Source organism: Streptomyces sp. NPDC001380, assembly GCF_042895785.1.
In the GTDB taxonomy this organism is placed as follows: Bacteria; Actinomycetota; Actinomycetes; order Streptomycetales; family Streptomycetaceae; genus Peterkaempfera.
Genome location: NZ_JBIAWP010000005.1, coordinates 1 through 26,748, shown reverse-complemented (window position 1 = coordinate 26,748; position 26,748 = coordinate 1). Strand labels below are relative to the sequence as shown.

The following is a 26,748-nucleotide window of genomic DNA, read 5'->3' as shown; positions in this document are numbered from 1 at the left end:
TCGGGGGGGGGGGGGGGGGGGGGGGGGGGGGGGGGGGGGGGGGGGGGGGGGGGGGCGGCGGGGGGGGGGCGGGGCCCGGGGGGGGGGGGGGGGCCCCGGCCGTCCGGCTGCCGCGGGCCCGGCGGGGCCCGCCGCGGCCTACTTGCGGATCAGCGAGCGCAGCACGTACTGCAGGATGCCGCCGTTGCGGTAGTAGTCCGCCTCACCGGGGGTGTCGATGCGCACCTTGGCGTCGAACTCGACGTCGCCCGCCTTGACGTGCACGGTCTCCGGGATGCCGCCGTCGTTGAGCGCGGTGACGCCGGTGATCTCGAAGGTCTCCTCGCCGGTCAGGCCCAGGGACAGCGCCGAGGCGCCGGCCGGGAACTGCAGCGGGAGGACGCCCATGCCGATGAGGTTCGAGCGGTGGATGCGCTCGTAGGACTCGGCGATGACGGCCTTGACGCCGAGCAGCGCGGTGCCCTTGGCGGCCCAGTCGCGGGAGGAGCCGGAGCCGTACTCCTTGCCCGCCAGGATCACCAGCGGGACGCCGGCGGCCTGGTAGTTCTGGGCGGCGTCGTAGATGAAGGAGACCGGCCCGCCGTCCTGGGTGAAGTCGCGGGTGTAGCCGCCCTCGGTGCCCGGCGCGATCTGGTTGCGCAGGCGGATGTTGGCGAAGGTGCCACGGATCATCACCTCGTGGTTGCCGCGGCGCGAGCCGTAGGAGTTGAAGTCGCGCTTCTCCACGCCGTGCTCGGTGAGGTACTGCGCGGCGGGGGTGCCCGGCTTGATGTTGCCGGCCGGCGAGATGTGGTCGGTGGTCACCGAGTCGCCGAGCTTGGCCAGCACGCGGGCGCCGGTGATGTCGGTGACCGGGCTGGGCTCCTGCGCCATGCCCTCGAAGTACGGGGGCTTGCGGACGTAGGTGGACTCGGCGTCCCACTCGAAGGTGTCGCCGGTCGGGACCGGGAGCGACTGCCAGCGCTGGTCGCCGGCGAAGACGTCCGCGTAGTCCTTGGCGAACATGTCCTGGTCGATGGAGGTCGCGATGGTGTCCGCGATCTCCTTCTCGGTCGGCCAGATGTCGGCGAGGTACACCGGGTTGCCGTCGGCGTCGGTGCCGAGGGCGTCACGGGTGACGTCGACGTTCATGTTGCCGGCGATCGCGTAGGCGACGACCAGCGGCGGGGACGCCAGGTAGTTCATCTTGACGTCGGGGTTGATCCGGCCCTCGAAGTTGCGGTTGCCGGAGAGGACCGAGACGACCGCGAGGTCGTGCTCGTTGACGGCGGCGGAGACCTCCTCCGGCAGCGGGCCGGAGTTGCCGATGCAGGTGACGCAGCCGTAGCCGACAAGGTTGAAGCCCAGCTTCTCCATGTACGGGAGCAGGCCGGCCTTCTCGTAGTAGTCCATGACGACCTTCGACCCGGGGGCGAGGGTGGTCTTGACCCACGGCTTGGCGCGCAGGCCCTTCTCCACGGCCTTCTTGGCCAGGATGGCGGCGCCGAGCATCACCGAGGGGTTGGAGGTGTTGGTGCAGGAGGTGATCGAGGCGATCACGACCGCGCCGTTGTCGATCTCGTAGACCGTGCCGTCGGGGGCGGTCACCTGGGTCGGCTTGGAGATGCCGTCGGCGGTGGCCGGGGAGTCGGAGGCGGGGAAGGACTCCTTGCCGGCCTCGTCGTCGGTCCGGATGTAGTCGCGCACGGCGGTGCGGAACCGCTCGGCGGCCTCGGCCAGGACCACGCGGTCCTGCGGGCGCTTCGGGCCGGCGATGGAGGGGACGACCGTGGCCAGGTCCAGCTCGATGTACTCGGAGTACACCGGCTCGGCGGCCGGGTCGTGCCAGAGGCCCTGCTCCTTGGCGTAGGCCTCGACGAGCGCGAGCTGCTGCTCGGAGCGGCCGGTGAGGCGCAGGTAGGAGACGGTCTCGTCGTCGATCGGGAAGATCGCGCAGGTGGAGCCGAACTCCGGCGACATGTTGCCGATGGTGGCGCGGTTGGCCAGCGGCACGGAGGTGACGCCCTCGCCGTAGAACTCGACGAACTTGCCGACCACGCCGTGCTTGCGCAGCATCTCGGTGATGGTGAGGACCAGGTCGGTGGCGGTGGCGCCGGCCGGGAGCTGGCCGTTGAGCTTGAAGCCGACCACCCGCGGGATGAGCATGGAGACCGGCTGGCCGAGCATGGCGGCCTCGGCCTCGATGCCGCCGACGCCCCAGCCCAGCACGCCGAGGCCGTTGACCATGGTGGTGTGCGAGTCGGTGCCGACGCAGGTGTCGGGGTACGCCTGGCCGTTGCGGACCATGACCGTGCGGGCCAGGTGCTCGATGTTCACCTGGTGGACGATGCCGGTGCCGGGCGGGACGACCTTGAACTCGTCGAAGGCGGTCTGGCCCCAGCGCAGGAACTGGTAGCGCTCCTTGTTGCGGCCGTACTCGATCTCGACGTTCTGGGTGAAGGCCTCCGGGGTGCCGAACTTGTCGGCGATCACGGAGTGGTCGATGACCAGCTCGGCCGGGGCCAGCGGGTTGATCCGGGAGGGGTCGCCGCCGAGCTCCTTGACGGCCTCGCGCATGGTGGCGAGGTCGACGACGCAGGGGACGCCGGTGAAGTCCTGCATGATCACGCGGGCGGGCGTGAACTGGATCTCCTGGCTCGGCTCGGCGTTCTGGTCCCAGCCGCCGAGGGCGCGGATGTGGTCGGCGGTGATGTTCGCGCCGTCCTCCGTGCGGAGCAGGTTCTCCAGCAGGATCTTCAGGCTGTACGGAAGCCGCTCGGAACCCTCGACGGCGGACAGCTTGAAGATCTCGTACGACTCGTCGCCGACCTGCAGCGAGCTGCGGGCGTCGAAGCTGTTCGCGGACACGACTGTCTCCTTCTTGGTGCGTGTGGCCACGCAATCCTGACCGGCCCGGCCGACCGGCCGGCGGGCGGGGGGACCGGGGTGGTCCCGGCCGGGCCCGCGCGCCGGATCCGGGCCGGGTGCGCCTCTCGGCGGATATCTCGATGTCGAGATAAACCATAGTGCATGGCCGCTGCGGGGGCGACGAGAGGCATGCCCGAAGTCCCCTCGGGGCGTACGCCCAAACCTGCCGCCCCGGTTCGCGGGAAGGAGGCCGGACGCGGCCGGGCGCGGACGGGCGGGCGGGGCGCCGCCGTGCACCGCTGCACTATCGTGGCAACGCGTGATCATGGCTTCGGAGTGCCGGGAGGACCCCACGTGATCGTCGTCGACGCCTCGGCCCTGGTGCTCGCCCTCGCCGACCGCGGGGCGCGGGGCGACGCCGCACGGGCGGAACTCGCCGCGGACGCCGAGTGGGCGGCGCCGGAGCACCTGGTGATCGAGGTCATGCAGTCGCTCCGCGGGCTGTACCTGGCGGGGCGGCTGACCGCGCAGGAGGTCTCCGGGACCGCCGCCCGGCTGGCCGGGACCGCGGTGCGCAAGGTCCCGGTGGAGCCGCTGCTGGACCGGATCTGGGAGCTGAAGGACAACCTGACGCCGGACGACGCCGCGTACGTGGCCGTCGCCGAGCTGCTGGACGCGCCCCTGGTCACCGCGGACCTGCGCCTGATGCGGGCGACCGGTCCGCGCTGCACCGTCCGCGGCATCGTCGCGGTACCCGCCGGCGAGGCCTGACCCGGCGGCGCGGGTGCCGCGCCCGCCGGCGGCCGCCGGGCGCGTGGGGGCCGCGCCGGGCGGGTAACGGTACAGGTGGAGGGGTTGCCGCGCGCGGCGGGGCGACCGGACCGGCCCCCATCCCGGAGGGGCCGCCGACCGTACACCTGGTGGAGGGATCCGGCCGGGCACCCCTGGGAGGAGCGGCCCGGGCACGACCGTCCGGCAGGCTTCGGCGGCCGCCGGGACGATACCGGACGCACCCGCGCGGGGACGGGTCCCGGAAGGCGCATCCGGGCGGGGGGCCCGGGACGAACCCCTCATGGACGGACGTTCGGCAGCGGGAACGGGAAGGAGCTCCGCGGCCATGGCCGACGAGCTGAGGAACAGTGCGCAGGCGGTGCCCTCCGGGTCGGCCCGCGAGGGCTCCTGGGCACTCCCGCTCCCCCACGAGGCCGACTCGGTCCCCCTCGCCCGCGCGGTGGTGCAGCAGGTCCTGCACGGCCTCGGCGACCCCGTGGACTCCTTCGCGGCGTCGCTGGCGGCCACCGAGCTGGTGGCCAACGCGCTGGAGCACACCCCCGGCGACGTCGAGCTGCTGCTGGAGTGGGAGCCCGGCGGGTTCCGCATCGAGGTGTGCGACGGCGAGCCGCTGGACCTCGTCCTCCAGGAGCTGCTGGCCGGGGAGCCGCACGCGGCCGCCGACGGACCGGCCGAGGCGGAGACGGCGGAGAACGGGCGCGGCCTGCTGATCATCCGGTCGGTGGCCGACCGGGCGGGCATCCGGACCACCTCGCACGGCAAGGCCGTGTGGTGCCTGCTGCTCCCCGCGTGAGCACGGCCCCCGGGCGGACGGCTCCCCCGGAGGACGGCCCGGGCGGGCGGCCCGGGCGGGCGGCCCGGGCGGGCGCCGCCCGCACGAGGCGGGCGGCCCGGGTTGGCGGGGGCCAGGACGCACCGGGGGTTCGAGGGGCGGTGCCTCAGCCCCCGAGGGTGGCGACCAGGACGGCCTTGATGGTGTGCAGCCGGTTCTCGGCCTGGTCGAAGACCACGGAGTGCGCGGACTCGAACACCTCGTCGGTGACCTCCAGCTCCGCCATGCCGGTCGCGGCGTGCATCTTCCGCCCGACCTCGGTGCCCAGGTCGTGGAAGGCGGGGAGGCAGTGCAGGAACCGGACGCCCGGGTTGCCGGTGGCCCGGACGGTCTCCATGGAGACCTGGTACGGGGCCAGCAGGGCGATGCGCTCGGCCCAGACCTCCTTGGGCTCGCCCATGGAGACCCAGACGTCGGTGTAGAGGAAGTCCGCGCCCCGGACGCCCTCCTCGACGTCCTCGGTGAGGGTGATCCGGGCACCGGAGCGGGCGGCGAGCCGGTGCGCCCCGGCCTGCACCTCCTCCGAGGGCCAGAGGCCGCGCGGCGCCACGATGCGGATGTCCAGGCCGAGCAGCGCGCCGGTGACCAGCAGCGAGTTGCCCATGTTGTTGCGGGCGTCGCCCAGGTAGGCGAGGGCGGTCTCCTCCAGCGGCCGGCGGCCGTGCTCCCGGACGGTGAGCATGTCGGCGAGCATCTGGGTGGGGTGCCACTCGTCGGTGAGGCCGTTCCACACGGGCACGCCCGCGTGGGCGGCGAGCTCCTCGACGACCTCTTGGCCGTGGCCGCGGTACTGGATGCCGTCGAACATCCGGCCCAGCACCCGGGCGGTGTCCTTCACCGACTCCTTGCTGCCGAGGTGGGAGCCCGCCGGGTCCAGGTAGGTGGTGTGGGCGCCCTGGTCGTGGGCGGCGACCTCGAAGGCGCAGCGGGTGCGGGTGGAGGCCTTCTCGAAGAGCAGGGCGATGTTCCTGCCGCGCAGGCGGGGCTGCTCGGTGCCGGCGTACTTGGCCGCCTTCAGCTGCGCCGACAGGTCGAGCAGGAAGCGGAACTCCTCCGGGGTGAGGTCCAGCTCCTTGAGGAAGTGCCGGTTGCGGAGGTTGAAGGCCATGCCGGGCTCTCCTGGTGACGGGAACGGTGGGAGCGGAAAGTCTATACGCGAATCAGCATGACTATGCACCCCCTCGGGGGTCGACGCCCCCGGGCACCCCACACGGTACGGCCCCGGTCACCCCACCGGGTCGCGCTCCACCGGGCAGCTCATGCAGCGCGGCCCGCCCCGGCCCCGGCCCAGCTCGCTGCCCCGGATCGTGATCACCTCGACGCCGTTGCGGCGCAGATGGGTGTTGGTGGTGGCGTTGCGCTCGTACGCGATCACCACGCCGGGCTCCACGGCCAGGACGTTGCAGCCGTCGTCCCACTGCTCGCGCTCGGCGGCGTGCACGTCCTGGACGGCCGTGAGCACCCGGATCTCGTCCAGGCCCAGCGCCGCCGCTATGGCGGTGTGCATCTGCTCGGGCGCGTGGTCGGTCACCCGCAGGTCCTCCGGCCCGTCGCCGGGCTCGATGGTGTACGAGCGCAGCATGCCCAGGCCCGCGTACTTGGTGAAGGTGTCGCCGTCCACCATCGTCATCACGGTGTCCAGGTGCATGAAGGCGCGGGCCTTGGGCATGTCCAGCGCCACGATCCGGCGGGCCGAGCCGGCCCGGAACAGCTCGTGGGCGAGCAGCTCCACGGCCTGCGGGGTGGTGCGCTCGCTCATCCCGATGAGCACCGCGCCGTTGCCGATGACCAGGACGTCGCCGCCCTCGATGGTGGAGGGGTAGTCGTCCTCGCCGCGCGACCACAGCCGGAACCCGCCCGGCGCGCCCGGCGCGTCGTACAGGCCGGCGAAGGCCGGGTGGTGGCGGTAGATCGCCTCGAAGTGGACGGTCTCGCGGTGGCGGGCCCGCTTGCGCATCGCGTTGATGCTCACGCCGTCGTACACCCAGCAGGAGGTGTCGCGGGTGAAGAGGTGGTTGGGCAGCGGCGCCAGCAGGAAGTCGTCCAGGTCCATCACGTGGAACCGCACCGAGGTCGGCTCCTTCGCCCGGTCCAGGAACTCCCGCTTGGTCATGCCGCCGACCAGCAGCGAGGTCAGCTCCGCAGAGGACAGCTCCTCGAAGTGCTCCCGCAGGTGGCCGGTGGCGAGCGGGCCGTACTCCTTCTCGTCGAAGACCCGGTCCAGGACCAGCCGCCGGGCCTCCGGCACGTCCAGGGTCTCCCGCAGCAGGTCGCCGAAGAGGTGGACCTTCACGCCGCGCTCGCGCAGCACGGCGGCGAAACCGTCGTGCTCCTCCTGGGCCCGGCGCACCCACAGCACGTCGTCGAAGAGCAGCTCGTCCTTGTTGGTGGGGGTGAGCCGCTTCAGCTCCAGGTCGGGGCGGTGCAGGATGACCTGCCGGAGCCGCCCGGCCTCGGACGCGACGTGGTAGGCCATGGGTCCTCCCGGGGGTGGGGTGCGGCGGTGGCCGCACCCCACCCGTACCCATCGGGGTGATCACGGATACCGAGGCGCCGGTCACACGGGCGTGCCGGGGGCCGGCGGGGGGACGGGTACGCGGGGGCGCAGGTGTGCGGACGGGCGCCCGGGGCGGACCTCCCGCCGGGGAGGACCGTCACGGGCGCCCGTCGCACGGCCCGTCGCACGGCCCGTCGTCAGGCGTCCGTCGTCAGGCGTCCGTCGCGAGGCACCCGTGACCGGGCGCCTGCGACCGGGCGCCCGTCACAGCCGGGGGTCGACCGGCTCCGACTCCAGCGCCAGCACCGCGAAGACCGCCTCGTGCACCCTCCACAGCGGCTCGCCCGCGGCGAGGCGGTCCAGGGCCTCCAGGCCGAGGGCGTACTCGCGCAGGGCGAGGGAGCGCTTGTGGCCGAGGGACCGGGAGCGCAGCCGCTCCAGGTGGCCGGGGCGGGTGTAGTCGGGGCCGTAGACGATCCGCAGGTACTCGCGGCCGCGGACCTTGAGGCCGGGCTGCACCAGCCGGCCGTCCACCCCGCGCACCAGCGAGGCCAGCGGCTTGACGACCATGCCCTCGCCGCCAGCCGCGGTCAGCTCCTCCCACCAGGCGGTGCCGGCCGCGACCGAGGCCGGGTCGGCGGTGTCGACCCGGAGGCGGGCGGTGGGGTGGAGCAGCGGGCCCCCGGGCCTCCCGTCGGCGGCGGTGGAGGCGGCGTCGGCGGCGGCCAGGCGGTCGATCCACGCCAGGTGGCGGTCGTGGGGCTGCACCGCGAGGTTGGCGCCCTCGGCGGCGAGCAGCTGGAACGGCGCCAGCCGGACGCCCTCCAACCCGTCCGTCGGCCAGCAGTACCGGCGGTAGGCGGCGGTGAAGGCGCCGGCGTCCGCGGCCCTGGCCCGCTGCCGGTCCGCCAGGTCGTCGAGGCCGGGGACGCCCGCCGCCCGCGCCTGCTCCAGGGCGGCGAGCGCGGCGGGCAGCGCGGCGCCCGCGGCGGCGCCCACCGCGGCGTACTGGCGGCGCAGCAGGCCCGACGCCTTGAGCGACCACGGCATCAGCTCGGCGTCCAGCAGCAGCCAGTCGCTGTCCAGCTCGGCGAGCAGGCCGGACTCCTCGGCGGCGCGCCGCAGCCGATCCAGGATGCGGCCGGTGGTCTCCGCGTCGTCGAGGAAGGCGCGGCCGGTGCGGGTCCAGACCGCCCCGGCGGTGCCGTCGGCGACGCCGAACCGCTTCTCGGCGGCGGCCGCGTCGCGGCAGAGCAGCACCACGGCCCGCGAGCCCATGTGCTTCTCCTCGCACACCACCTCGCGCACCCCGTCGGCGAGGTAGGCGGCGAACGCCTCCTCGGGGTGCTCGAGGTGGCCGTCGCGGCGGGAGGTCGGGGACGGCGCCATGGTCGGCGGCAGGTAGGCCAGCAGCCGCGGGTCGACGGCGAACCGGCTCATCACCTCCAGCGCGGCGGCCGCGTTCTCCTCCCGCACGGCGACCCGGCCGTGGTGGGCGGTCTCCACGACGCGGCGCCCGGCGACGTCCGCCAGGTCCAGCGGGCGGCCCTCGCGGCCGCCGGGAGCGTCGGCCGCCAGGGGGCGCACGGGGGCGTACCACTCCTGCTCGGCGGGCACGGAGACCAGCTCGCGCTCGGGATAGCGCAGGGCGGTGAGGCTGCCGCCGAAGACGCAGCCGGTGTCCAGGCAGACCGTGTTGTTGACGAAGGAGGCGGCGGGCACCGGCGTGTGGCCGTAGACGACCAGGGCCCGGCCGCGGTACTCCTCCGCCCAGGGGTAGCGGACGGGCAGCCCGTACGCGTCGGTCTCGCCCGTGGTGTCGCCGTACAGGGCGAAGGAGCGGACCCGGCCGGAGGTGCGGCCGTGGTACTTCTCGGGCAGCCCGGCGTGGCAGGCCACCAGCCTCCCGCCGTCCAGGACGTAGTGGCTGACCAGGTCGCGCAGGAACGCGCGGACCCGGCCCCGGAACTCCTCGGGCTCCGCGGCGAGCTGGTCCAGCGACTCCTGAAGGCCGTGCGAGACGGTCACCTTGCGGCCGTCCAGGGCGCGGGCCAGCTTGTTCTCGTGGTTGCCCGGGACGCACAGGGCCGTGCCGGCGGCGGCCATGCCCATCGCCAGGCGCAGCACGCCGGGGGTGTCCGGGCCGCGGTCGACCAGGTCGCCGACGAAGAGGGCGGTGCGGCCACCGGGGTGGGCGGCGCCGACCGGGCGGCCGTCCGCGTCCCGCTCGAGGACGTAGCCGAGGCGGGTGAGCAGCGTCTCCAGCTCGGCGCGGCAGCCGTGGACGTCGCCGATGACGTCGAACGGGCCGGTGAGGTGGCGCAGGTCGTTGTAGCGCTTTTCGTACACGATCTCCGCCGCGTCGACCTCGGCGGTGCCGCGCAGGACGTGGACCCTGCGGAAGCCCTCGCGCTCCAGGGACCTCAGGGAGCGGCGGAGCTCCCGGTGCTGGCGGGGGATGACGTGGCCGCCCATGCCGCGCCGGTCGGGGCGGGCGGCGTTGCGCTCGGCGCAGACCTGCTGCGGGACGTCGAGCACGATCGCGACCGGCAGCACGTCGTGCTCGCGGGCGATGCGGACCAGCTGCCGGCGCGACTCGGGCTGGACGTTGGTGGCGTCGACCACGGTGAGGCGGCCGGCGGCGAGGCGCTTGCCGGCGATGTGGTGGAGGACGTCGAAGGCGTCGGCCGAGGCGGACTGGTCGTTCTCGTCGTCGGCGACCATGCCGCGGCAGGCGTCGGAGGAGAGGACCTGGGTGGGCAGGAAGTGGCGGCGGGCGAAGCTGGACTTGCCGGCGCCGGTGGTGCCGACCAGGACGACCAGGGAGAGGTCGGGGACGGGGAGGCGGCGGGTGGGCGCCGGGGCGCCGGACGCGGCGGCCGCACCGGCGGTGGAGGCGGCGCCGCGGGCGGCGTCCGTGGCGGGGGTGCCCGTGGCAGGGGTGCCCGTGGCAGGGGTGCCCGTGGCAGGGGTGCCCGTGGCGGGGGTGCCCGTGGCGGGGGTGCCCGTGGCAGGGGTGCCCGTGGCAGGGGTGCCCGTGGCGGCGGTGTCGCGGTCGGTCATCGGTGGTCGCCCCCTTCCGGGAGTTCGGTGGTGCGGGTGCCGGCGGTACGGGTGCGGGTGCCGGCGGTACGGGCCTCGGCGGCCGGAAGGCCGCCGGCCGGGGCGTCGGGCGGGGTGTCGGGCGGGGTGTCGGGCGGGGTGTCGGGCGGGGTGTCGTCCAGGGTGAAGAGGGCGAGCTGGGTGGGCGGGCCCACCTCGGGGTCGTCCGGACCGACCGGGCGGAACTCGACGGTGTAGCCGTACCGGTCCGCGGCCCGGGACGCCCAGGCCCGGAACTCCGACCGGTCCCACTCGAAGCGGTGGTCGGCGTGGCGGACGTGGCCGGCGGGCAGCGACTCCCACCGGACGTTGTACTCCACGTTGGGCGTGGTGACGACGACGCAGCCGGGGCGGGCCGCACCGAGGACGGCGTGCTCCAGAGCGGGCAGCCGCGGCGGGTCGACGTGCTCGACCACCTCCGAGAGCACCGCGGCGTCGTAGCCCGCCAGCCGGGCGTCGGTGTAGGTCAGCGCGCCCTGGACGAACCGCACCCGGGCGGCCTGGCGCTCGGGGAGCCGGTCCAGGTGCAGGCGGCGGGCCGCGACGGCGAGTGCGCGGGCGGAGACGTCGAGGCCGACGACCTCCGTGAAGCGCGGGTCCTTGAGGAGGGCCGCCACCAGCTGGCCCTGGCCGCAGCCGAGGTCCAGCACGCGGGCGGCGCCGCGGTCGCGCAGCGCCCGCAGGATCGCGTCGCGGCGCTGCACCGCGAGCGGCACGGGGCGGTCCCCGGCGGCCTCCTCCCCGCCGTTCCGTCCCCCGCCGGCGCCGGCCGCGCCCCCGGTACCGGCCGTGTCCTCCCCGGTGCCGTCCGGCGCCTCGTCGTCGACGGCGTTGTCCACGTCGTCGGCCTCGCGGTCGTCGGCCTCGGCCAGCCTGGCCAGTTCCAGCCGCTCCATGGCGTCGCGCGTCAGCGACCAGCGGCGCGCCAAATAGCGGCGGGTGATCAGGGGCTGCTCGGGGTGGCCGGCGAGCCAGCCCTCGCCGGCCCGCAGGAGCTTGTCGACCTCGTCGGGGGCCACCCAGTAGTGCTTGGCGTCGTCGAGGACCGGCAGCAGGACGTAGAGCTGCTGGAGCGCGTCGGCCAGGCGCAGGGTGCCGGTGAGGTCGGCGCGCACGTACCGGGAGTCGCCCCACTCGGGGAACGACGGGTCCAGCGGCAGCGGCTCGGCCTCCACCCGCCAGCCCAGCGGCTCGAAGAGGGCGCGCACCAGCTCGGGGCCGCCGCGCCCGCCGCCCGCCCTGGCGGGGAGGGCGGGGATCGCGATCCGCAGCGGCAGGGGGGCGGCGGCCAGCTCGGGGCGGGCGTCGCAGCGGCCCTTGAGGGCGCTGGCGAAGACCGTCCGCAGGGCGACGGCGAGCAGCGACGACGCCGCGTAGGGGCGGTCGTTGACGTACTGGGCGAGGGCGAAGTCCGGGGAGCCGCCGCGGCCCTTGCCGCGTCCGCGGCGGACCAGCGCGACCGGGTCCACCTCCAGCAGCAGCGCCGCTGTGCAGAGGTCCTCGCCGGCCTGCGGGTAGAAGACGTGGGCGTCGCCGTACGAGGTCGCGAACGACTGCGCACGGCCGGGGTGCTTGTGCAGCAGGAAGCCCAGGTCGGTGGCGGGTCGGCCGGCGGTGCCGGTGGTGGTGATCGTCAGGAGCACACGGGCGAGTATTCCGCCGCGCGGCGGCCCGCCGCACCGGGTTTTGCGCTGCTCACGACCGCCCGGCCGGGGACGCCGCCCCAGGTCCCGGTTCTGCATCGCCGGGCCGGATTGGCTAGCGTGCACGGTGTGACGACTGAATCTGCATCCCCCCGGGGCGGCGCTGTCGCCGCCGGCCTGGCCACCATCGCCGACGACGGCACCGTGCTGGACACCTGGTTCCCCGCGCCCCGCCTGACCGACGAGCCGGGCCCCGCCGGGACCGTGCGGCTGTCCGCCGAGGAGGCCGTCGCCGAGCTCGGCGAGGGCGCCGCCCGCGCGCAGCGCCGGGACGACCGGCGCGGCGTCGAGGTGGTCGCGGTGCGCACGGCGATCTCCTCCCTGGACGACAAGCCGCTGGACGCGCACGACGCCTACCTGCGCCTGCACCTGCTGAGCCACCGCCTGGTCAGGCCGCACGGCCAGAACCTGGACGGGCTCTTCGGCCTCCTGCCGAACATCGCGTGGACCAGCATCGGCGCGGTCCAGGTCGACCGGGTCGAGCAGGCCCGCCTGGCGGTCCGCGCCGAGGGCGGCCAGCTCGCCGTGTACGGGGTCGACAAGTTCCCGCGGATGACCGACTTCGTCGTGCCGTCAGGGGTGCGCATCGCGCACGCGGACCGGGTGCGCCTGGGCGCCCACCTGGCGCCGGGCACCACAGTGATGCACGAGGGCTTCGTCAACTTCAACGCCGGCACGCTGGGCACCTCCATGGTGGAGGGGCGGATCAGCGCGGGCGTGGTCGTCGGCGACCACAGCGACATCGGCGGCGGCGCCTCGATCATGGGGACCCTCTCCGGCGGCGGCAAGCAGGTCGTCTCGGTCGGCGAGCGCTGCCTGCTGGGCGCGAACGCGGGCATCGGGATCTCCCTCGGGGACGACTGCGTGGTCGAGGCCGGCCTGTACGTGACCGCCGGCACCCGCGTGACCCTGCCGGACGGCGGGGTCGCCAAGGCGGTGGAGCTCTCGGGGCAGGACAACCTGCTGTTCCGTCGCAACTCGCAGACCGGTGCGGTCGAGGTCATCGCCCGCTCCGGCTCCTGGGGCGGACTCAACGCCGAGCTGCACGCCCACAACTGAGTTCTGCAGCGGTCCTCGCCCCCGCCCGCGCGGGGGCTCCTCCGGCCGGGGGCTCCTCCGGCCGGGGGCTCCTCCGGCCGGGGAGCACGCGGCCCGGGGACCCTCCGCACGGGGCGCCCGGTCCGTGGATCCGCTGCTGCGGCGGATCCACGGACCGGGCGCGCCCGTGTCGGCGGCCCGGCCGGGCGGGACTCCCCCGGGCCCCCTGCGGGTCAGCCGAGCTGGGGGGCGACCCGGGAGGAGATCAGCTCCAGGTGGTCGAGGTCGTCCAGGTCGAGGATCTGGAAGTAGAACCGCCGGGAGCCGGTCTCGGCGTAGCGGCCGATCTTCTCCACCACCTCGTCCGGGGTGCCGGCCAGCCCGTTCTCCCGCAGCTCGGCGGGCTCGCGGCCGATGGCGGCGGCCCGGCGGGCCACCTCCGCGTCGTCCTTTCCGACGCAGGCCACCAGCACGTTGGAGTACAGCATGTCGTCCGCGGCCCGGCCGTGGCGCTGCAGCGCCTCGGAGACGCGCCCGATCTGCTCGCGGGTCTGCTCCACGGAGGTGAAGGGCAGGTTGAACTCGCTGGCGTAGCGGGCCGCCAGCTCCGGGGTGCGCCTGGCGCCCGTGCCGCCGATCAGCACCGGGATCCGCTCCTGGACGGGCTTGGGCAGCGCGGGGGAGTCCTTCAGCCGGTAGTGGGCGCCCTCGAAGTCGAAGGTGTCCCCAACCTTGGTCCCCCACAGCCCGGTGATGATCGCGAGCTGCTCCTCCAGCCGCCCGAACTTCTCCTTCGGGAAGGGGATGCCGTAGGCGGTGTGCTCCTCCTCGTACCAGCCGGCGCCCAGCCCCAGCTCGATGCGCCCGCCGCTCATCGCGTCGACCTGCGCGACCTGGATGGCGAGCACGCCGGGGAGCCGGAAGGTGGCGGCGGTCATGAGGGTGCCGAGCCGGATGCGGCTGGTCTCGCGGGCGAGCCCGGCCAGGGTGATCCAGGCGTCCGTGGGCCCGGGAAGGCCGTGGACGTCCCCCATTTTCAGGTAGTGGTCCGAGCGGAAGAAGGCGTCGAAGCCGAGATCCTCCGTGGCCTTGGCGACCCGCAGCAGGGTGTCGTAGGAGGCGCCCTGCTGGGGCTCGGTGAAAATGCGAAGATCCATGCCCCCATCCTGCTACGCGCTACGGGGGCGGCGCGATCGGCTCCGGTTCCCGGGGCGCGGCGGACACGGCCGGGGGCGGCCCCAGGGGGACCACGAGGGTCGCCGGGGGGTCGGGCGGCCCGATGGGCTCCGGCGGCTCGGCAAGCTCGGGGTCGGCCTCCTCCCGCCGGGCGCGCAGCAGCTCGGTGACCGCGTCCTTGCAGCCGGCCGCCGCGTCGACCGCGTCGATGCACTGCCAGTACAGCGTCTCGGTCTCGGCCCCGCAGGCCACCACGACGAGTGCCTCTGCGGCCTCGTGGACGAGCTGCCGCAGCTCGCGCAGGGCGGCGCCCGGTTCCGCGATCTCGGTCAGCCTGGCCGCACGGCCGAACCCCGTCCACTCGTCCGGCGGGCGGTCCAGGCAGCCCCCGGCGTGGCCGCCCGCCTCCGCCAGCGCCTGGGCGGCGGCCCGCAGCGGCTCCTCCCCGTGGAGGGCGAGGTACCCGCCCACGGTCTCCGCGAGCATGCACGTCTGCCACGCCTCCGCCATCACCTCGGTCACGCTCCTGGCCTGCGCGAGCGCGTGCCTGGTGGACCTGATCAACCGCTGCGCGTCCATGCCGCCGCTCCCTCCGGGTCGGACGATCCGTCGGGGGCAACGGTGCCCGCAGCGGGGCCGGGGCGGGGCGGAGGCGCCGGATCCTGTGGACGGACCCCGGGGTGTGGATAACCGCGTCCCCCGGAGGGGTGACGCGGCCGCAGGGCGGCGGACCGGCCCGGCGGAGGGCGGCCGGGCGAGGCGCGGGCGGGACCGGCGGAGGGCGGGCGGGACCGGCGTCAGCCGAGGCCCGCCGCCGGGTCGGCGGGCCCGTCCGGCAGGGGGAACCGCACCTCGTTGCGGTCGATCTTGGCCGCCAGCGCCTCCAGCGGATCCACACCGAGGACCGCGCAGAACTGCAGCAGGTAGGCCAGGACGTCGGCCACCTCGTCACGCACCCGGTGGGCCTGCGCGGGATCGTCCATCACCCGCGCCGCCTGCTCCGGCGTGAGCCACTGGAAGATCTCCAGCAGCTCCCCCGCCTCCACGGTCAGCGCTGCGACCAGGTTCTTGGGCGTGTGGTAGGGCTGCCAGCGGCGGGCCGCCGCGAACTCCACCAGCCGCCGCTGCAGTTCCTCGATGCCGTCCTTCACCGCACCAGGTCTACCGCATCCTGCCGGTCGGCACCGCGGAACGGCTGCGCCGGGACACGCCCGGATCCCGGTTCCGCCTCCTCCCCAGCCCCAGCCCCAGCTCCGGCCCCGGGCCCGGGCCCGGGCTCCGGCCGGAGGACGCTGTGCCCGGTCCGCGGGTCGCGGGCGCACGCCACCGGCACCGCGCCCGGCGCCTCCCGGGCCGTGTCGGCGTCCTGGAGCACCGCGAGCACGCGCGCGTGGCCCGACTCCCCCGTCAGGCGCGCCAGCCGCAGCAGGTCCGCGGTCTGGCGGCGGGACAGTCCGGCCCCCGGGTCCTCGACCGCCACGGTCAGCAGCCGCCGTTCCCACGGCACCTCCGCGGCGGGGTCGACGTCGAGGACGTCCGCACCGGTGAGCAGCACGGCGGCGAAGGCCAGGTAGCGCAGCATGCCGTCCGCCGCCCGGTCCGCCGTGGTGCGGCCCAGCGCGCCCTCGTCGAGGACGGCCAGCACCTCCGCCACGCCGCCGGGCCCCTCGCGCCGCTCCACGCCGAGGCCGGCCAGCGGGTGCGGCGCGGCCGTCCGCAGCGCCCCGGCGAGCCGCCCGTAGCGGTGGCGGCACTCGCCCTGGAGGCGGGCGAGCACCGCGGAGATGTTGGCCGCGGAACGGGTCAGCCGGGCGCGGGGGTCGGCCGCCGTCCAGCCCCGCATGAGCCGGGGCACGGGGTCGGCGGTGAAGACCTCCCTCAGGGCGGTGAGGACCTGTTCGGCCGCGGTGAGCACCCTCCGCTCCCCGGCCGAGGCGCCCGCCACCCGCAGCGGCACCTGGGAGGTGATCAGGGCGTCGTCGGGGAAGGGCGCCCGGATGTCGCCCTGGCGGCTGTCGTTGTACCAGGTGACGTTGATCCTGCCGCGCGCCGCGTCCTGCTCGCCGGTCCGCAGCAGGATCCGCCCGGTGTCGCGGAGCCGCTCGCCGACGATGCGCGGGCCGCCGTCGGTGCGGACCGCGACGTCGAGCCGGACCGGCCCGCAGGAGGTCCGCACCGTGCAGCCGACGACGAAGGAGCGCTCCCCGTGCGGGGCGCAGCCCGCGGAGCCGCCGCGCACCGGTTCGGCGAGCGGGCCGCGTCCGCCGCCGTCCAGCGCCTCGCCGGCCGGTTCGCCGACCGCCAGCCGGGAGAGGACCTCCAGCGCGTCCAGGACGTTGGACTTCCCCGCACCGGAGGGGCCGTGCAGGACCGTCAGGGGCCCGAGCGGGAGGGTGGACAGGCGGTGGGACTTGAAGGACCTGAGCCGCAGTTCCTCGAGGAAGGGCCGGACGACGTGGCTGCTCACCCGAGGACCGTAGCGAGGCCCCGGCCAGGCGAAACGTCCCGGCACTCAGCATTCATCCCAACGTGTGGGGGCGTGTCGGGGGCGTGCCGTCGGCGTCCTCGCGGCCGGTGTGTCCCCGCAGTCAGCGCTCCGGGTCCCGGTGGTACGCCGCCACCGTGACCGACGCGGTGACCTCCACCGGGTCGGGCATCCCGGCGAGCAGCACCGCCAGCCGCTCCGGATCGGTGTGCCGGGCGCTGGGCCCCATGGCCACCAGCGCCTCGGCCTCCGCCCGGGACAGTGACAGGGTCCACCGCAGTCCGCGCCGCCCGCCCGCGGTCAGGTGCGGGCCGAGCTTCTCGGCGATCCGGCGGTCCTTGTCCCCGTCCACCGAGATCAGGCCGAGCGGGGCCACCAGCTCCCGCAGGTGCTCCGCGCCCGGGGACGCCACCAGCAGGGTGCCGCCGGGCCGCAGCACCCGGCGGATCTCCGGGCCGTTGCGCGGGGCGAACACGTTGAGCACCAGGGCAGCGGAGGCGTCGCGCAGCGGCAGCGGACGCCAGGCGTCGCAGACGACGGCGCCGATCCGCGGGTGGGCGCGCGCGGCGCGGCGCACGGCGTGCTTGGACAGGTCCAGGGCCGCACCAGGCCGGTCCTGCGGCAGCCGGTCGAGCACGGCCGCCAGGTAGTGGCCGGTGCCGGCGCCCAGGTCGGCGACGCAGCCGCCCGCGGGGGCGCCGGCCAGGGCGTCGGCGGCGGCCTCGGCGAGGGCGTCGGCGAGGGGCGCGTAGTGCCCGGCGGCCAGGAAGGCGTCGCGGGCGGCGACCATCGCGGGGGTGTCCCCCGTGCCGGTGTGCGCGTCGCCGGGCAGCAGGCTCGCGTAGCCCTGGCGGGCGACGTCGAAGGAGTGCCCGGCGGCGCAGCGCAGGGTCCGCCCGTCCAGCCGGAGGCCGTCCCCGCAGTGGGGGCAGGCCAGGTGTTCCGCGATGTCCTGCAGCAATGTTCCGGTTCTCTCGCCGTCCAGTCCGACGGTCCAGCGTACGGGGCCGCCGGGCCCGGGGCGGGGGCGCACCGGGTCAGTCGCCCTCGGCACCCTCCACGTCCTCGCCGCCCTCGTCGTCCTCGTCGTCGTCCGCGTCCTCCGCGTCGGGGGCGGCGACGGTCCAGGACTCCAGGCGCTCCGCGATGCCGGTGACCCCCAGCTTGCCGTCGCGGACCGCACGGGCGAGGCTGCGCACCTCCCGGGCGGTGGTGGCGACGGTGGCGCCGCCGGCCACCAGGTAGGCGTAGGCGGCCGCGGTGGCGAACAGTTCGTTGGAGCGCTCCAGGGCGGGTGCCCGCATGAGCTGGTGCAGCAGCGCGGCGGCCCGGTCCGCGGGCTCCGGGTAGACGGGGATGTCGAACACCTCCGCCTGGTGCCGCGCCACCGCCGCGAGCAGCGACCCGTAGTCGGTGACCTGCGGGTCCGCCGGGGTGTACTGCTCGGCCGTCATCAGCAGCCATGCCAGGTCGACGCGGACGTTCAACGGCGCGCGCCCCTCGCCGCGTCCACCGCGTCGCCGAACTCGGCCGCGAACACCGCCTCGTACTCCTTCATGAACTGTGCGGCGGCGTCCACGAACGCCCGTCCCGTCTCGCCCATGTCCTGCTGGACCAGCCGTTCGATGTACTGGTTCATGCTGATCCCCTGCGCCTCCGCCCGCTCACGGGCCATCTCCGCGGTGGACTCGTCCACCCGGACGTTCAGCTGCTTCTTCCCCATACCATGAAGCTAGCGTCAGATTGCTAGCATGGCAAGGGTGGCGACGGGAGAGCCGCGGAGCCGGAAGAGGCCGGTGTCCGGGCACCGGCCGAGGACGGGCGGGACGAGGCGAGGCGGGGGTGGCGCAGGCGCCCCTCCGGGCGGCCGCTCAGGCCGACGGCTGCGGGGAGCGGCCCAGCCGCTCCAGCTCCTGCCGCACCTCCTCCAGCAGCCCCTCGCAGGCCGCCTCGCACATCGCCAGGCACTCCTCGAACCCGGCCCGGTCGCCGTAGTAGGGATCGGGCACGTCCAGGTCCGCACCGGCGGGCAGGGCGGGGTCGAAGGAGCGCAGCAGGCGCACCTTCGCGGCGTCCTGCGCCGTGGGGGCCAGTCCGCGCAGCCGGCGCAGGTGGCCGGAGTCGAGGGCGACCACCAGGTGGCGGGAGGCGAACCAGGCCGCGCGAAACTGCCTGGCCGTGTGGGCGCTCGCGTAGCCGCCCGCCTCGAGGACCGCCACGGTGCGGTGGTCCGCCCCGTCCCCCTCGTGCCAGCCGTCGGTGCCCGCACTGTCCGTCTCGACCAGCCCCTCCAGGCCAGCCTCGGCCACCAGGGCGCGGAAGACCTGCTCGGCCATGGGCGAGCGGCAGATGTTGCCGGTGCAGACGAAGCAGACGCGCAGCGGTCCGGCGGCGGTCGGGGAGGAGGGAGAGGTCATGCGTCCCATCATCGCCGACGCGGGGAACGGCCCCGGCGGCCGGAGCGCGACGACGACGCCGCGGCGCCGCGGTTAGGGTCGGTGCGGAGGTGGACGCGCCATGGAGCACACCCGGAACGGCGACGGCGGCGCCGCCGAGCGCGCCGCCGCCCTGCTGGGCCGCCGCCCCGACGGTCCGGCGGTGCGCGTGGGCGGCGGGTCGGTCTGCGCCGCGTACCGGATCGCCCTCGCGGACGGCCCGCCGGTCTTCGCCAAGACACTGCCCGCCGCACCGCCCGGCCTCTTCCGCGCCGAGGCGGACGGCCTGGCCCTGCTCGCCGCGACCGGCACGGTGGCCGTCCCCCGGGTCCTCGCGGTGGACGACGCCGTGCTGGTCACCGAGTGGGTGGAGCCGGGCCCTGCGAGCGCCCCCGCGGCCGAGCGGCTGGGCCGCGCCCTGGCCGCCCTGCACCGCAGCCGTGCCCCGCAGTTCGGCACCCCGCCCGGCCGGCCCGCCTTCATCGGCCCGCTGCCGCTGCCCTCCCCCGGGACCGCCGTCGCCGCCCCCTGCGACTGGCCGGACTTCCACGCCCGGTACCGGCTCCTGCCCTACCTGCGGCTCGCCGCCGACCGGGGGCACGTCGACGCGCGGGACGCGCGCGCCGTGGAGCTGCTCTGCGGGCGGATCGCGGAGGCGGACCCCCGGCCCGCGCCGCCGGCGGTGGTCCACGGCGACCTGTGGAACGGGAACGTGCTGTGGGGCGCGGACGGCACCGCCCGCCTCCTCGACCCCGCGGCCCAGGGCGGCCGGCCGGAGATGGACCTGGCCATGCTGGAGCTCTTCGGCTGCCCGCAGCTCGGACGGGTCCGGGCGGCCTACGACGAGGTGCTGCCGGACCCCGACGGCGGCCGGGACGTCCGGCTGGACCTGCACCGGGTGCACCCGCTGCTGGTCCACGCGGCCCTGTTCGGCGGCGGGTACGGCGCGAGCGCCGCGGAGGCGGCCCGCGCCGTCGTCGCCGCGCTGGCCCGGCCGTCCCGCCCGTGACGGGCGGGACGGCCGGGCCGTGAGGCGTCAGCCCTCCGCGCCGCCGGCCGGCTCCAGGACCGCCACGCACTCGACGTGGTGCGTCATCGGGAACAGGTCGAAGGCCCGCAGCGAGACCGGCCGGTAGCCGGACTCGCGGAAGAACGCCAGGTCGCGGGCGAGGGCCGCCGGGTCGCAGGCCACGTAGGCGATCCGCCGGGCGCCGAGGCCCGCCAGGTGGCGCACGGTGGCGCGCCCCGCGCCGGAGCGCGGCGGGTCCAGCACGATCAGGTCGGTGGAGGTGATGCCGGTGCGCGGCAGCAGCTTCTCGACCTTGTCGCACTCGATGCGGACGTTCTCCAGGTCGGCCAGGTTGTGCCGGGCGTCCAGCACGGCCTGCTTGGAGGACTCGATGCCGAGCACCGCGCCGCGCTCCCCCAGCCGCTCGGCCAGGGCGCCGGCGAAGAGGCCGACGCCGCAGTAGAGGTCGAGCGCGTTCTCGCCGGGCCGGGGGGCCAGCCCGTCGAGGACGGCGCCGACGAGGGTGTCGGCCGCCGCGGGGTGGATCTGCCAGAAGCCGCCGTTGCTGACGCGCCAGGTGCGCCCGGCGGCCCGCTCGCGCACGAAGGTGCGGCCGTGCACGCGGTGGAAGAGCTCGCGCTCGTCGATGCGGGCCAGCGACACCGGCCGGTCCAGCTCGACCAGCGGCAGCCGGCCGCCGGGGACCGGCGTGAGGACGACCTGCCGGTCGGAGGAGCCGGTCGCGGCCGCCACCTCCACCGTCGCGATCCGGGGCCACTCGCGGGACTCGACGCCCAGCTCCTCCACGCCGGGGGCGGCGATCAGGCAGCGGTCGACCGGCTCCACCTCGTGCGAGCGGTGGCGGCGCAGGCCGACGCGGCCGGTGGACCGGTCCACGGTGAACTGCATCCGGGTGCGCCAGGCCGGGACCTGCCCCGCCGGGACCTTGTCGCCGGGGGCCGGCTCCACGGAGCCGTCCCAGCCCGCCTCGGCCGGGGTGAGGCCGGCGAGGCGCTCCAGCTGCTCGGTGATCACCTGGACCTTGAGCTTGCGCTGCGCGCCGGGCGTGGCGTGCTGCCAGTCGCAGCCGCCGCACCGGCCCGGCCCCGCGAAGGGGCAGGGCGGGGTGACGCGGTCCTTGGAGGGCTGCAGCACCTCCACGGCGTCGGCGCGCAGGAAGCGGGAGGCCGCGGTGCCCTCGGTCACGAGGGCCACCACCCGCTCGCCGGGGAGCGCGTGGCGGACGAACAGCACCCGCCCGTCGTGCCGGGCGACGCAGTGGCCGCCGTGGGCGACCGGCCCGACCTCGACCTCGTAGCGCTCGCCGACGAGCGAGGGGGCGTCGGCGGAAGGAGTGGCGGTGCTGGTCACGAAGAGCTGTCCTTGGGGTTGTTGCTCCCGGCCCCCTGGGCGGAGCCGCTGGCGGCGGCCTCCGGCCTGCGCCGCTGCTGCCGCGGCTCGCCGCGCCGGACCGAACCCGGCGCGGACCACTCGGGCTGCCGCTTGCGCCGCTCGGAGGACTCCAGCTGCCAGGGTACGGAAACGACCATCACGCCGGGCGTGAAGAGCAGCCGGCCCTTGAGGCGCAGGGCGCTCTGGTTGTGCAGCAGCTGCTCGTACCAGTGGCCGACGACGTACTCGGGGATGTAGACGGTGACCACGTCGCGCGGGCTGCTGCGGCGCAGGTTCTTCACGTACTCCAGGATCGGCCGGGTGATCTCGCGGTACGGCGAGTCCAGGACCTTCAGCGGCACCTCGATGCCGCGCTCGTGCCACTCGGCCTGCAGGGCCTTGGTGTCCGGCGGGTCGACGTTGACCGTGACCGCCTCCAGGACGCTGGAGCGGGCGAGCCGGGCGTAGGCGAGGGCGCGCAGGGTGGGCTTGTGGAGCTTGGAGACCAGCACGATGGAGTGGACCCGCGACGGCAGCACCGCGGCCTCGCCCGGCTCCTCCGCCGAGGCCAGCTCGTCGGCGACGCGGTCGTAGTGGCGGCGGATGGCCTTCATCATCACGAAGAGGACCACCATCAGCATGATCGCGACCCAGGCGTGGGTGAACTTGGTCGCCAGCACCACCACCAGGACCAGGGCCGTCATCACGAGGCCGAAGGTGTTGATCGCGCGGCTGCGGATCATGTGGGCGCGCTTCTTGGGGTCGGTCTCGGTCCTCAGGAGCCTGGTCCAGTGGCGGATCATGCCGCTCTGGCTCATGTTGAACGAGACGAAGACGCCGACGATGTAGAGCTGGATCAGCCGCGTGGGGTCCGCGCCGTAGGCGACGATGAAGACCATCGCGATGCCGGCGAGCAGGATGATGCCGTTGCTGAAGGCGAGGCGGTCGCCGCGGGTGTGGAGCTGGCGCGGCAGGTAGCGGTCCTGGGCGAGGATCGAGCCGAGCACCGGGAAGCCGTTGAAGGCGGTGTTGGCGGCCAGCACCAGGATGAGGCCGGTGACGGCCGCGACGAAGAAGAAGCCCGGCTTGAAGTCGCTGAAGACGGCCTCGCTGATCTGGGCCAGCGCGGTCTTCTGGTGGTAGTTGCCGGGGGCGCCGACCAGCTGGGTCGCGGGGTCGTCGGCCATCCGCAGGCCGGTGATGCTGGCCAGGTAGATGATGCCCATGAACATGGTCACCGCGATGGTGCCCATCATGAGCAGCGTGGTGGCCGCGTTGCGGCTCTTGGGCTTGCGGAAGGCGGGCACGCCGTTGCTGATCGCCTCGACGCCGGTGAGTGCCGCACAGCCGGAGGAGAAGGCCCGCAGGAGCAGGAAGACGAGCGCGAAGCCCGCGAGGCCCGCCTCGCCCGGCTCGGCCTTGAGGTGGAAGGCGGCACTCTCGGCGTGCATGTCCTGGCCGAGGACCAGGTGGCGGAAGACGCCGTAGACCGTCATGCCGAGGACGCCCGCCATGAAGGCGTAGGTGGGGATCGCGAAAGCGCTCCCGGACTCCCGGACGCCGCGCAGGTTGACGCCCATGAGCAGCACGACGACCGTGAGCGACAGCCCCACCTCGTGGCCGCGCAGGGCCGGTACGGCGGAGACGACGTTGGCCACACCGGACGTCGTGGACACCGCCACCGTGAGGACGTAGTCGACCATCAGGGCGCTGGCCACCACAAGGCCGGAGTTGGGTCCGTGGTTGACCGTGGCGACCTCGTAGTCGCCGCCACCGCTCGGGTAGGCGTGCACGTTCTGCCGGTAGGAGGCGACCACCGCCAGCATCACGACGGCGACCACCACTCCGATCTGCCAGGAGAAGTGGATCGCCGAGACTCCCGCGACCGAGAGGGTCAGCAGGATCTCCTCGGGCGCGTACGCCACCGACGAGAGCGCGTCGGAGGCGAAGACGGGCAGGGCGATCCGCTTGGGGAGCAGCGTCTCGCCGAGCTTGTCGCTCCGCAGAGCGCGCCCGATCAGGATGCGTTTGGGTACGTCGGTCAGCTTGGACACGAGGAGGATCGTAAGCCGTACGGGCACCGGGGCGGCAGCCGCCCGCTGCCGACACGTCCCCGCACGGGCGTTCGGCGGGCCTCCGGGGTGTGCTCGGGGTGCGCTCGGTGGGCAAATGTGACGAAACGGTCGAGATCGCATTGCAGATCGGCGACGGCGGCGAGGTGTGGCCGACCACTGCGGACGGGTACCGCGTGGGTGTACGGGGTCGCACGGTGCGACCCTGGTGTTTTGCCTGGCGCCGGACGGTGTCAGGATCGGGCCGGGACATCACACCGGAAGGACGGTCGTGCACATCGTCATCATGGGTTGCGGGCGCGTGGGCTCAGCCCTCGCGCGCACCCTGGAGAAGCAGGGTCACTCGGTCGCCGTGGTCGACCAGGACCCGACGGCGTTCCGCCGTCTCGGTTCGGGATTCGGCGGCAGGAGGGTCACCGGGGTCGGGTTCGACCAGGACACCCTCAAGGAGGCCGGCATCGAGGAGGCCGGTGCGTTCGCCGCCGTGAGCAGCGGCGACAACTCCAACATCATCGCCGCCCGGGTGGCCCGCGAGACCTTCGGCGTCGAGAACGTCGCGGCCCGCATCTACGACCCGCGCCGCGCCGAGGTCTACCAGCGGCTCGGCATCCCCACCGTCGCCACCGTCCGGTGGACGGCCGACCAGATGCTGCGCCGGCTCCTCCCCAGCGGTGCGGAGCCCCTCTGGCAGGACCCCAGCGGCAGCGTGCAGCTCGCCGAGGTCCCGGTCTCCCCCGAGTGGGTCGGCCGCCGGCTCACCGAGCTCGAGGAGGCCGCCGGCGTCCGCGTGGCGTTCGTCACCAGGCTGGGCGAGGGCACCCTGCCGACCGCCGAGTCCGTCCTGCAGGAGGGCGACCTGGTGCATGTGATGATGCACACGGCGTCCGTGCAGTCGGTCGAGGCGGCATTCGCCAAGGCTCCGGAGGAGGGTCACTGATGCGCGTCGCGATCGCCGGTGCCGGCGCAGTGGGCCGCTCCATCGCGGGCGAGCTGCTGGAGAACGGCCACGAGGTGCTCCTGGTCGACAAGAACCCCTCCTCGATCTCGGTGGAGCGGGTCCCCCAGGCGGAGTGGCTGCTGGCCGACGCCTGCGAGATCACCTCCCTCGACGAGGCGGCGCTGCAGCGCTGCAACGTCGTCATCGCCGCCACCGGGGACGACAAGGTCAACCTGGTGGTCTCGCTGCTGGCCAAGACCGAGTACGGGGTGCCGCGGGTGGTCGCCCGCGTCAACAACCCCAAGAACGAGTGGCTCTTCAACGAGTCCTGGGGCGTCGACGTCGCCGTGTCCACCCCCCGCCTGATGTCGGCCCTGGTGGAGGAGGCGGTCAGCGTCGGCGACCTGGTCCGCCTCATGCGCTTCAGCCAGGGCGACGCCAACCTCGTCGAGCTCACCCTGCCCGACGACGCCCGGCTGGTCGGCACGCGGGTCGGCGACGTGGTCTGGCCCGAGGACACCGCCCTGGTGACCATCATCCGCGAGGGGCGGGTGCTGGTGCCCAGCAAGGACGACACCCTGGAGGGCGGCGACGAGCTGCTCTTCGTGGCCGCGCAGGACCGCGAGGGCCAGCTGGAGGACCTGCTCTCCGCGGAGGCGGAGCAGGGCCGGGACTGAATCCTGCGCCCGTCGGCCCGTGCACGCGACGGAGGGAGGGCCGCCCGAGCGGGCGGCCCTCCCTCCGTCGTACGGGGTTCCTGCCGTACGGGGTTCCTGTCGTGCGCGGTCCTGTCGTGCGGGGCCCTTCCCGGGCCGGTGCGACCGGTGTGCGTCCGGGCGAGCGGCAGGACGCCGGGAAGGCCGGTCAGTACTCCGACGTGGGGGCTGCGGCGTGCCGCGGGGCACGGGCGGCGGCAGTCGTCCCGCCATCGGGGCCGTCGCCCTCGTCGCCGCCGTCCCCGTCATCGTCGAGCACCGCCTTGATGGGTGCCGGCGCCTTGATCAGGATCTGCCACGTGAAGTACATGGCCACCAGCATCGGCGGGATGCCGAGGGCGACCTTCATCCAGCCCAGCAGGTTGGCGTTGTGGGCGAAGTACAGCGGGAAGAGCACCACCGGCTTCACCGCCATGCAGGCGAACCAGACCCAGGTCGCCCGGGTGTAGGCGGCGAGGCGCCCCGGGTTCTGCTTGCGCCAGGTGAACATCTCGCCGGTGATCGGGCCCAGCATGACGCCGATGAACGGCCAGCGCACCAGCGCGGACACCGCGAGCGCCACGCAGTAGGCCACGCTGTACAGCAGGCCCGGAAGGTAGAAGTTCTCCGCCTTGCCGGACTTCATCGCGATGTAGGCGCCGATGGCGACCCCGAAGACGCCGCTGAAGGCGTGCTGCACGGTCTCCCGGCGCAGGAGCCTCACCACGGCGAAGACGCCGCTGAGGCCGAGGGCCGCCCATGCGGCGGCCGACACCTTGTGGGTCAGGTTGAAGGTGACGATGAAGACCAGGCCGGGCAGCGTCATGTCGACCATGCCGCGCACGCCGCCGAAGGCCTTCATCACCGAGTCCGCGGCCTCCTTGGAGGCGGCCTCGTGCCGGGCCGCCTCCTCCTCCGGGGTCTCGTTCCTCGTGGTCGCGGCGTCGCCGCCGGGCAGGTTGCTCACGTCATTCGCTCCCGTGTCCGACAGGACGCAGCTCGTAGCGGGGGTTGAAGAGCACTCGGCGGCCGTGTGCGTGGCTGATGCGCCCGCTGGCGATCAGCCGCCGCCCCGGCTCTATGCCCGCGATCGAACGCCGCCCCAGCCATACGACGTCCAACGCGTCGGAGCCGTCGAAGAGTTCGGCCTCCAGGGCCGGCACACCCGCACGGGGCCGCAGGGTGACCGTTCGCAGGGTCCCGGTGACCGTGACCAGCTGGCGGTCGTCGCAGCGGGAGATCGGCGTGCAGCCCGCCTCCTGCGCGTCCTGGCGCAGTTCCTCCGCCTGCAGCTCCTCGGAGGAGCTGGTGAGGCGGTCGAGCATGCGGCGGAGGCGTCCGGGCTGCCGGTCGCTGCGGATGTCACCACTCATGCCGGAAGAGTACCGCGATCCGGCGGAGCGACGGCGACGCCGAAACGCAGAAAGGGCCCCGCTGCCGTTCCCGGCTGCGGGGCCCTCCCTCAACAATTGTTCGGCGGCGTCCTACTCTCCCACAGGGTCCCCCCTGCAGTACCATCGGCGCTGTAAGGCTTAGCTTCCGGGTTCGGAATGTAACCGGGCGTTTCCCTCACGCTATGACCACCGAAACACTATGAAACTGTCAACCGCCGCCGGCCACAGGCAAGACGGTCGTGGTTTCAGAACTACACAGTGGACGCGGAGCAACTATGGACAAGCCCTCGGCCTATTAGTACCGGTCAGCTCCACCGATCACTCGGCTTCCACACCCGGCCT

Annotated in this window: 23 protein-coding genes and 1 rRNA gene; 6 read left to right on the top strand and 18 right to left on the bottom strand. The window is 74.5% G+C overall.

Going from position 1 to position 26,748, the window contains the following annotated elements:
* Nucleotides 1–138 precede the first annotated feature (138 nt).
* Nucleotides 139–2,847 (bottom strand): aconitate hydratase AcnA, encoded by a 2,709-nt coding sequence (gene acnA, locus ACFY07_RS08300; RefSeq protein ID WP_390867939.1) that lies wholly within the window; start codon nucleotides 2,845–2,847, stop codon nucleotides 139–141.
* A 354-nt stretch (nucleotides 2,848–3,201) separates the two neighbouring features.
* On the opposite strand from acnA, the gene ACFY07_RS08295 reads away from it, so the two are divergent.
* Nucleotides 3,202–3,618, top strand: a complete 417-nt coding sequence (locus ACFY07_RS08295; protein ID WP_390867938.1) for a type II toxin-antitoxin system VapC family toxin — start codon at nucleotides 3,202–3,204, stop codon at nucleotides 3,616–3,618.
* Nucleotides 3,619–3,964: 346 nt separating this feature from the next.
* Nucleotides 3,965–4,432, top strand: a complete 468-nt coding sequence (locus ACFY07_RS08290) for an ATP-binding protein (RefSeq protein WP_390867937.1) — start codon at nucleotides 3,965–3,967, stop codon at nucleotides 4,430–4,432.
* 145 nt (nucleotides 4,433–4,577) lie between these two features.
* On the opposite strand, the gene argF is transcribed toward ACFY07_RS08290, so the two are convergent.
* The 4 genes from argF to ACFY07_RS08270 all read right to left on the bottom strand — a co-directional run bounded on the left by argF (nucleotide 4,578) and on the right by ACFY07_RS08270 (nucleotide 11,713).
* Nucleotides 4,578–5,579 carry an ornithine carbamoyltransferase gene (argF, locus tag ACFY07_RS08285; RefSeq protein ID WP_390867936.1) on the bottom strand — a complete coding sequence of 334 codons (1,002 nt, stop codon included), beginning with the start codon at nucleotides 5,577–5,579 and terminating at the stop codon, nucleotides 4,578–4,580.
* 117 nt (nucleotides 5,580–5,696) lie between these two features.
* On the bottom strand, nucleotides 5,697–6,947 hold the full coding sequence (locus tag ACFY07_RS08280) for an arginine deiminase (RefSeq protein WP_230747826.1): 1,251 nt from the start codon (nucleotides 6,945–6,947) through the stop codon (nucleotides 5,697–5,699).
* A 285-nt stretch (nucleotides 6,948–7,232) separates the two neighbouring features.
* Nucleotides 7,233–10,031: a polynucleotide kinase-phosphatase gene (locus ACFY07_RS08275; protein ID WP_390867935.1), complete on the bottom strand. Its 2,799-nt coding sequence runs from the start codon at nucleotides 10,029–10,031 to the stop codon at nucleotides 7,233–7,235.
* A complete protein-coding gene (locus ACFY07_RS08270; RefSeq protein ID WP_390867934.1) occupies nucleotides 10,028–11,713 on the bottom strand; it encodes a 3' terminal RNA ribose 2'-O-methyltransferase Hen1 in 1,686 nt (561 codons plus the stop codon). The genes ACFY07_RS08275 and ACFY07_RS08270 overlap by 4 nt, the downstream gene beginning before the upstream one ends.
* A 129-nt stretch (nucleotides 11,714–11,842) precedes the next feature.
* Between ACFY07_RS08270 and dapD the strand changes: the two genes are divergently transcribed.
* On the top strand, nucleotides 11,843–12,832 hold the full coding sequence (gene dapD / locus ACFY07_RS08265) for a 2,3,4,5-tetrahydropyridine-2,6-dicarboxylate N-succinyltransferase (protein WP_374228269.1): 990 nt from the start codon (nucleotides 11,843–11,845) through the stop codon (nucleotides 12,830–12,832).
* A gap of 212 nt (nucleotides 12,833–13,044) precedes the next feature.
* On the opposite strand, the gene ACFY07_RS08260 is transcribed toward dapD, so the two are convergent.
* The 8 genes from ACFY07_RS08260 to ACFY07_RS08225 form a co-directional block, all read right to left on the bottom strand.
* Nucleotides 13,045–13,968, bottom strand: coding sequence for an LLM class F420-dependent oxidoreductase (locus tag ACFY07_RS08260; RefSeq protein ID WP_390867933.1), 924 nt, complete (start codon nucleotides 13,966–13,968; stop codon nucleotides 13,045–13,047).
* A 19-nt stretch (nucleotides 13,969–13,987) separates the two neighbouring features.
* Nucleotides 13,988–14,566 carry a DUF6099 family protein gene (locus ACFY07_RS08255; protein WP_390867932.1) on the bottom strand — a complete coding sequence of 193 codons (579 nt, stop codon included), beginning with the start codon at nucleotides 14,564–14,566 and terminating at the stop codon, nucleotides 13,988–13,990.
* A gap of 218 nt (nucleotides 14,567–14,784) precedes the next feature.
* Nucleotides 14,785–15,138 (bottom strand): nucleotide pyrophosphohydrolase, encoded by a 354-nt coding sequence (locus tag ACFY07_RS08250; RefSeq protein WP_230747819.1) that lies wholly within the window; start codon nucleotides 15,136–15,138, stop codon nucleotides 14,785–14,787.
* A complete protein-coding gene (locus ACFY07_RS08245; protein WP_390867931.1) occupies nucleotides 15,135–16,454 on the bottom strand; it encodes an AAA family ATPase in 1,320 nt (439 codons plus the stop codon). The genes ACFY07_RS08250 and ACFY07_RS08245 overlap by 4 nt, the downstream gene beginning before the upstream one ends.
* A 121-nt stretch (nucleotides 16,455–16,575) precedes the next feature.
* A complete protein-coding gene (locus ACFY07_RS08240) occupies nucleotides 16,576–17,433 on the bottom strand; it encodes a putative RNA methyltransferase (RefSeq protein ID WP_390867930.1) in 858 nt (285 codons plus the stop codon).
* 76 nt (nucleotides 17,434–17,509) lie between these two features.
* Nucleotides 17,510–17,959, bottom strand: coding sequence for a fic family toxin-antitoxin system, toxin component (locus ACFY07_RS08235; protein WP_390867928.1), 450 nt, complete (start codon nucleotides 17,957–17,959; stop codon nucleotides 17,510–17,512).
* Nucleotides 17,956–18,195, bottom strand: a complete 240-nt coding sequence (locus ACFY07_RS08230) for a toxin-antitoxin system HicB family antitoxin (RefSeq protein ID WP_230747815.1) — start codon at nucleotides 18,193–18,195, stop codon at nucleotides 17,956–17,958. Before ACFY07_RS08230 ends, ACFY07_RS08235 begins: the two co-directional genes overlap by 4 nt.
* A gap of 148 nt (nucleotides 18,196–18,343) precedes the next feature.
* A complete protein-coding gene (locus ACFY07_RS08225; protein WP_230747814.1) occupies nucleotides 18,344–18,889 on the bottom strand; it encodes a low molecular weight protein-tyrosine-phosphatase in 546 nt (181 codons plus the stop codon).
* Nucleotides 18,890–18,989: 100 nt separating this feature from the next.
* Here ACFY07_RS08225 and ACFY07_RS08220 point away from each other — a divergent pair, with 100 nt between their 5' ends.
* Nucleotides 18,990–19,916: a fructosamine kinase family protein gene (locus tag ACFY07_RS08220; RefSeq protein ID WP_390867927.1), complete on the top strand. Its 927-nt coding sequence runs from the start codon at nucleotides 18,990–18,992 to the stop codon at nucleotides 19,914–19,916.
* Nucleotides 19,917–19,943: 27 nt separating this feature from the next.
* On the opposite strand, the gene ACFY07_RS08215 is transcribed toward ACFY07_RS08220, so the two are convergent.
* Nucleotides 19,944–21,287, bottom strand: coding sequence for a class I SAM-dependent RNA methyltransferase (locus tag ACFY07_RS08215; protein ID WP_390867926.1), 1,344 nt, complete (start codon nucleotides 21,285–21,287; stop codon nucleotides 19,944–19,946).
* Nucleotides 21,284–23,362, bottom strand: a complete 2,079-nt coding sequence (locus tag ACFY07_RS08210; RefSeq protein ID WP_390867925.1) for an APC family permease — start codon at nucleotides 23,360–23,362, stop codon at nucleotides 21,284–21,286. The genes ACFY07_RS08215 and ACFY07_RS08210 overlap by 4 nt, the downstream gene beginning before the upstream one ends.
* A 289-nt stretch (nucleotides 23,363–23,651) precedes the next feature.
* On the opposite strand from ACFY07_RS08210, the gene ACFY07_RS08205 reads away from it, so the two are divergent.
* Nucleotides 23,652–24,317, top strand: a complete 666-nt coding sequence (locus tag ACFY07_RS08205; protein WP_230747807.1) for a TrkA family potassium uptake protein — start codon at nucleotides 23,652–23,654, stop codon at nucleotides 24,315–24,317.
* On the top strand, nucleotides 24,317–24,994 hold the full coding sequence (locus ACFY07_RS08200) for a TrkA family potassium uptake protein (protein ID WP_230747805.1): 678 nt from the start codon (nucleotides 24,317–24,319) through the stop codon (nucleotides 24,992–24,994). Before ACFY07_RS08205 ends, ACFY07_RS08200 begins: the two co-directional genes overlap by 1 nt.
* 187 nt (nucleotides 24,995–25,181) lie before the next feature.
* Here the strand turns inward: ACFY07_RS08200 and ACFY07_RS08195 are convergent, their stop codons facing one another.
* The 3 genes from ACFY07_RS08195 to rrf form a co-directional block, all read right to left on the bottom strand.
* On the bottom strand, nucleotides 25,182–25,979 hold the full coding sequence (locus ACFY07_RS08195; protein WP_390867924.1) for a DUF3159 domain-containing protein: 798 nt from the start codon (nucleotides 25,977–25,979) through the stop codon (nucleotides 25,182–25,184).
* A 1-nt stretch (nucleotide 25,980) separates the two neighbouring features.
* A complete protein-coding gene (locus ACFY07_RS08190) occupies nucleotides 25,981–26,385 on the bottom strand; it encodes an OB-fold nucleic acid binding domain-containing protein (RefSeq protein ID WP_390867923.1) in 405 nt (134 codons plus the stop codon).
* Between the two features lie 98 nt (nucleotides 26,386–26,483).
* Nucleotides 26,484–26,600 (bottom strand): 5S ribosomal RNA (rrf, locus tag ACFY07_RS08185).
* Nucleotides 26,601–26,748 lie beyond the last annotated feature (148 nt).